Origin of the sequence: Desulfobacter latus (assembly GCF_013389365.1) — a bacterium.
Classification (GTDB): domain Bacteria; phylum Desulfobacterota; class Desulfobacteria; order Desulfobacterales; family Desulfobacteraceae; genus Desulfobacter; species Desulfobacter latus.
Genome location: NZ_JACADJ010000030.1, coordinates 35,234 through 41,233 on the forward strand (window position 1 = coordinate 35,234; position 6,000 = coordinate 41,233).

At 45.6% G+C, this 6,000-nt stretch carries 6 protein-coding genes; all 6 read left to right on the forward strand.

Annotation, left to right across the window (positions count from 1 at the left end; all coding sequences use genetic code 11):
* Nucleotides 1-58 precede the first annotated feature (58 nt).
* Entirely contained in the window at nucleotides 59-259 is a 201-nt protein-coding gene (gene mads1 / locus HXW94_RS10050; protein ID WP_178366768.1) for a methylation-associated defense system helix-turn-helix domain-containing protein MAD1, read from the forward strand.
* Nucleotides 260-296: 37 nt separating this feature from the next.
* Nucleotides 297-2,276, forward strand: a complete 1,980-nt coding sequence (gene mads2, locus HXW94_RS10055; protein WP_178366769.1) for a methylation-associated defense system DNA methyltransferase MAD2 — start codon at nucleotides 297-299, stop codon at nucleotides 2,274-2,276.
* Nucleotides 2,276-3,397, forward strand: a complete 1,122-nt coding sequence (locus HXW94_RS10060; RefSeq protein ID WP_178366770.1) for a Fic family protein — start codon at nucleotides 2,276-2,278, stop codon at nucleotides 3,395-3,397. The genes mads2 and HXW94_RS10060 overlap by 1 nt, the downstream gene beginning before the upstream one ends.
* A 114-nt stretch (nucleotides 3,398-3,511) precedes the next feature.
* Nucleotides 3,512-4,777, forward strand: a complete 1,266-nt coding sequence (locus HXW94_RS19255; protein WP_218576662.1) for a type I restriction enzyme HsdR N-terminal domain-containing protein — start codon at nucleotides 3,512-3,514, stop codon at nucleotides 4,775-4,777.
* A gap of 9 nt (nucleotides 4,778-4,786) precedes the next feature.
* Nucleotides 4,787-5,536 carry a DNA methyltransferase family protein gene (locus tag HXW94_RS19260; protein WP_218576663.1) on the forward strand — a complete coding sequence of 250 codons (750 nt, stop codon included), beginning with the start codon at nucleotides 4,787-4,789 and terminating at the stop codon, nucleotides 5,534-5,536.
* Nucleotides 5,533-5,895 carry a hypothetical protein gene (locus tag HXW94_RS10070; protein ID WP_178366771.1) on the forward strand — a complete coding sequence of 121 codons (363 nt, stop codon included), beginning with the start codon at nucleotides 5,533-5,535 and terminating at the stop codon, nucleotides 5,893-5,895. Before HXW94_RS19260 ends, HXW94_RS10070 begins: the two co-directional genes overlap by 4 nt.
* Nucleotides 5,896-6,000: the final 105 nt, after the last annotated feature.

Below are 6,000 nucleotides of genomic sequence, written 5' to 3' on the forward strand. Positions count from 1 at the left end.
TTTTACGTAAACTTATGATAATTGCGCCCGTGCAATCAACACCATTAGGAGCGGTGATATGCGAAACGACGAAGTGTTAAAAGTTAAAGATATAGCAGCTTTACTTAAGGTTGGAGAAAAAACCGTTTACTCGATGGCTCAATCTGGGGAATTGCCTGCTTTCAAGGTTCGTGGTCAATGGCGCTTCTCCAAAAAAGACATTGATGAGTGGATTGAACAACAGAAAACAAGCACTCAGGACCTAGGAGGTCAAAAATGAAACAAACAGAAAAATTCTTGCCTGTGGAGGCTTGATAATGAGCAAGGAAAGCAAACAGTCAGAGAAAACCATAGCAGCAGGATATCTGCTAGATTATATATCCGGGCAACAAATCAAGGAGACAAAAAAAGAGCAGGTCCGCCAACGAATAGTCCGGGCCTTGATTCATGAATATGGCATTTCTCCGGATGATATGGAGCGCGATTTCAAGGTCGTGGGTCGTAAAAAAGCTGATGTAGCCATTTTTCATCATGGCAAGGATCATATAATTGAAAATATCAGTCGTATGGTTCTGTGTCGACAAGAGCCAAAGGTGGGAAAAACAGCGGTTCGTATCCGTGATTTTGAACAAGCCGCAGCGGACTTGCAAGTTCTTGAAGAATTATTGCAGGAAGTTGAATCATGTAAATACGGGCTTTGGACAAATGGCCTTGAATTTTTTTTCATAGAAAAGGAACAGAAGCGGTTCGAAATCAAATGTAATCCGATCGGCGACTGGCCCATGGCAGAAGAATCCTTGGGTACCAAAGAAGTTGTTTCAGATGCCCGAACTCGTGTTGCCGACAACGATATGCTGAAAGTCACCTTCCGCCGCTGCCACAATTTTATCCATGGCAACGAAGGGATGCCCAAAGATGCTGCATTCTGGCAGTTCCTTTATTTGATTTTCTGTAAAATGCATGATGAAACGTTTAAACGTGGTGAACGTCGATTCTGGGCAGGCCCTAAAGAGCAGTTCGATAATGCCGGGCGCAAAGAAATTCGGAAACGAATCGAACCTCTTTTTAATGAGGTTAAAGCCAAGTTTCAAAATATTTTTAGAGGCAATGAAGAGATTTCTCTTTCAGATCGCGCTTTGGCATTTATGGTGTCTGAGCTTGCCAAGTATGATTTTACCCGGACCGATGTTGACGCCAAGGGGGTTGCCTATCAAGAAATTGTAGGCACAAATCTGCGGGGTGACAGAGGTCAGTATTTTACACCCAGAGGCGTTGTTAAACTCGTGGTCGAGATGCTGAACCCCAAAGAAAATGAACGGGTTCTTGACCCTGCTTGTGGTACAGGTGGGTTCCTTGTTGCTAATCTTGGCCATATGCTGAAAAAATTCCGGGATGAAGAAGGCACCACTGCCGGAACTGAAAACACCGTCGAATTCCTAAATGTCCATGACCGCCTTAAAGAGTATGCAAGTGCAATGGTCTTCGGCTCCGATTTCGACCAATTTCTTGTGAGGGCTTCCCAAATGAACATGGTGATGGCTGGTGATGGGAGGGGGCATTTATACCACATGAACTCGTTGGAATTCCCTAACGGCCATCTTCAGGATGAGGATGCTGCAAAAGATATTCCCTTCGGTAGTTTTGACGTTGTTATGACCAACCCGCCGTTTGGATCAGATATCCCCATCACAGATAAAAACATTCTCAAACATTATGAACTTGCCCATAATTGGGAATCGGATGGTGATGGCGGATTCAGGAATACGGGAGTGATTAAGAGCAGTGTGGCCCCTGAAATTTTGTTTATCGAACGCTGTCTAAAGTGGTTGAAGCCCGGCACGGGGAGAATGGGAATCGTCCTTCCTGACGGTGTTTTAGGCAATCCAGCGGCAGAATACATACGCTGGTGGATCATGCGGGAATCACAGGTTTTAGCATCTGTAGATCTTCCGGTAGAGGCCTTTATCGCTGAAGCCAATGTAAATATTCTTACCAGCCTTCTTTTCCTGCGTAAAAAAAGCGATCAGGAAAAACATGCTGAAGCAATCGGAGGCATGGAAGAATATCCGGTCTTCATGGCTGTAGCCGACAAAGTCGGTTTTGACCGCCGGGGAAATAAGCTTTACAAACGTACACCGGATGGTGAAGAGATCTTGGAGGCAAAGGAATATTCGGAAAAACTTCGTATCGGCGGTCGCATTGTCGAACGAAATCTTGTGCGGAATGAAAAAGTTGAAGATAATGACCTGCCGGTGATTGCAGAAATGTATCGTGAATTTTTAAAGGAGAATGATTGATGAGCAGTCCGGTCCGCTATCATGAGGGGAGCTTCCCTCCCAAAAAGCTTAGTCTGGAACTGTTATTGCCTTTAATCGGCCCTGCCAATGCTGCATTGGCCCGTTATGATGGTATGCTGTCAGCTGTCCCCAATGCAAAGGTTTTACTAAGTCCTTTAACAACGCAAGAAGCAGTACTTTCTTCCCGTATTGAAGGCACTCAAGCGACGATGGGCGAAGTCTTGGAATATGAAGCAAAAGGTGATAGCAGCAACCCAAATGATACTAAAGAGGCCGACATCTGGGAAATTTTGAACTACCGGCAGGCTCTGAATCATGCGACTCGCATGCTGGATAAACTTCCGCTTTGCCAACGCATCATTTTAGAAACCCATAAAATACTGCTGAATAGTGTTCGCGGGCACGGAAAATCTCCAGGTGAATACCGTAAGATCCCTAATTGGATTGGTCCGCCAGGCTGCACCATTGAAAATGCCAAATTTGTACCGATTAGCGCAGACAAGTTGCCTGAGGCTATGGGACAATGGGAAAAATATATTCATCAAGATGCTCCGGATAATTTAATTCAATTGGCCATTCTCCACGCCGAGTTTGAGGCCCTGCACCCATTTCTGGATGGCAACGGCCGTTTAGGTAGAATGTTGATCCCGCTGTTTTTGTTTAACAGTAAGCTCGTTCAGCAACCTGTTTTCTATATGAGTGCCTATCTGGAAAGCAATCGTGATGAGTACTATGAACGGCTACTTTCCGTTTCAAAGGATGGTGATTGGAGTGGTTGGTGCGCCTTCTTTCTTAAGGCCCTTCAAGCTCAAGCAGAGGATAACCTCGCCAAGGCAAAAGCGATACTTGATCTCTATGATCGTATGAAACATAATGTTGCCGAATGGACACATTCTCAATACTCCATTCATGCATTGGACTGGATATTTGAACGGCCGATTTTTAAATCTACTGATTTTGTTCGTTCTGCCGGCATACCACAAGCCACCGCCAAAAGAATTCTGACAGTATTGAAAGAACAAAACGTGCTGAAGGAAATGCAGACGGCCGGTGGGAGAAGAGCGGCTATACTGGCTTATTCCGATCTCCTGAACATCGCTGAGGGATACCATGCATTTTGAAGCTCATCTATTAGCCGCAAATCAATTTGTGGCTCATAAAAGCGTAAAAATGAGCCACAAATTGATTTGTGGTTATTTCATGAGCCACAAACGGTATTATGAGGAGAAACGGTCATGACTGATACAGATAAAGAACTCACTGATGTAACGCCTGATGCAACCCAAGAGGATACCCCGGATAATTTCTTTATCGATATCCTATCGGGAGAGGCTCAGACGCCTTCGCCTAAAAAATTGCTTATCCAGCGCGTACTTAGACAGCTGATTGAAAGTTACGGCTTTGACCGGTCTGACATTGAAGTCGGTTACAACCCGAGAATCCAAGGCCATGGACGTAAAATCATTGATATTGCAGTGTTCCGAAACAGCACTGAGCACACCAATGATAACCTGCAGCGAATCATTGTCTGTAAAACGCAAAAGAAAAGAGACAAACTCAGGTCTCATCCTGAAGCTGAAGCGGATTTTCGTCAGCTCAAGGAGTTGATAGAACTATTACCCTCCGTCTCGTTGGGCATGTGGACCAATGGGCAGGAGGAGTTTTTGTTTCAAGTCGAACGAACCCGTTTTGAAGTGCGTACAAAGCCGCTTGGCGTTTGGCCTGTTCCCGGTGAAAATACAACAGACCTTAGTCAGACCGGTGGTGTGATTCAGGTCAGTGCCGATGCGGAGGATCTGGAAGATGCACTGCTCCGCTGCAAACAATATTTGAACCGAAACCTTGGTCTTGATCACAAGGATGCGTTTAAACAGTTGGCCGTTCTGGTTCTGGCAAAAATATTTGATGAAACCCAACGCCCTAATGCCAGACGGTTCTGGATCAGAGGTGACGAACCGTTTACAAAGGATGGGCAGCAGGCCATTCAGGAACGGATCTCAGCATGTATTACAGACGCGAAAGACTGGCAACCTAACCTCCTTGCGCGAGGATGGGATTTGACGTTGGAAGCCAATGAAACGGCTCGGGTAGTGATGGAGCTTGCCAGATACAATCTGAGTGAAACCCAACCGCGTTATCGAACCGATGCTTTCAGGGCAATGGCTCGAAATGTCATGGACGGTCGTGAAGGCCGCTATCCCACTCCGTTAAATGTGGCAGAAATGGCCGTTAAAATGCTTGATCCCAAAGCAACTGACCGGGTAATGGATTGCTCCAGCGGAACCGGCACGTTTTTAGCCATGGCCGCCACCCATGTTTTCAACCGGTATCTTGCAGATGCTGGAACGACGCCCGAAGAGGCTACTGCCCAGCAGATTGTTGAGGCTCAGAATCAAGCTGCGGAGTGGGTCGGCTCAAAAGCACTGGGATGTGAAATTGATCCGTATCTCACAGTCACCAGCCGTATGAATCTGCTCTTTACCGTAGGAAGTCCCGGTTGAATCTTCAGGTTGGATGCACGGACCTTCCCCGAGGGTGATCTGGATGGCGTTGAAACAGCCCGGACAGCCATACCACTGGAAAGCATGGATATGGTATTGTTGAATCCATGGTTTTCAACTAAAGACACGGTAACAGATGAATCTATTCTTCGTTCTTATGATCTCGGCAAAATTTGGAACAAGGAAGAAGCGGGGGCCGGATACATAAACTCCGGAAACATCAATTCCGCTGGTGTACCTCCGGAAATTTTGTTTATTGAGCGAGCTTTGCAATGGGTTAAACCCGGAACCGGTCGTGTTGCTATACTGTTGCCGAATGGACTGTTAGGAAACCCTGCTGTGGAATATGTCCGTTGGTGGGTTTTACGGCACTGTGAAGTATTGGCCAGTGTCGACCTGCCCGTTGAGCCGTTTAAGGTGACTGTTCAGGAATACGGTCTGACACCTGCCTTACCGAGTCTATTGGTATTACGTCGCAAGAGCGCTGAAGAGCTTCTCAATACTGCTTCCCCCGAATACAAGATTTTCATGGCTGTTGTGGATCTGGCCGGTGTAGATTCTCGTGGAAACCTGCTCTTTGAACGAGCTCCGGATGGTGAAGAACTCCTCTTTGAAGAAGAGGTGGTCGAGCGTGTCCGTATGGGCGACGAAGTGCAAGTACGCCGAATTACCCGGCGAGACCGCAAAATTGATGATGAACTTCCTCTTGTAGCAAGTAAATATGAAGAGTTTATAGAAACCGGCGAGGTGTCAAAATGATAGTGAAAACGATTCCAAACACATGGATTATTGAGGAAGGACATCGATTGGATTGTGGCCCCTTTGTTAAAGGCAGCATTGAAGCAAGAAAGACGTTAGAGGCCCTACCGTGTAGAAAAGAACCCTTAGCTGATCTTACAAGATCAGGAATGAGTGGCATGTACCATGTTGGCCAAGATAAAATTATTTGGGCTAAGAATGAAGACGTTGGTATTCCATTCTTAAGAAGCGCTGATATTTTAAAAACAGACTTTTCTGGGCAACCCCTTATTTCAAAAAAGCAAGTTGAAAAAAATCCCTTATTCCAATGTCCTGAAAAATCAATACTTATAACCAGCAATGGTTCGGACAGTTTTTAGCGTAGTGTTGTAAAAAAAGCTGGACAAGAGTTCTCCAAAATTGAGAAAAAGTTTTATTGAGAAATAAAATTTTCATATCAAACTAAGGAGAACCCTATGGAGACA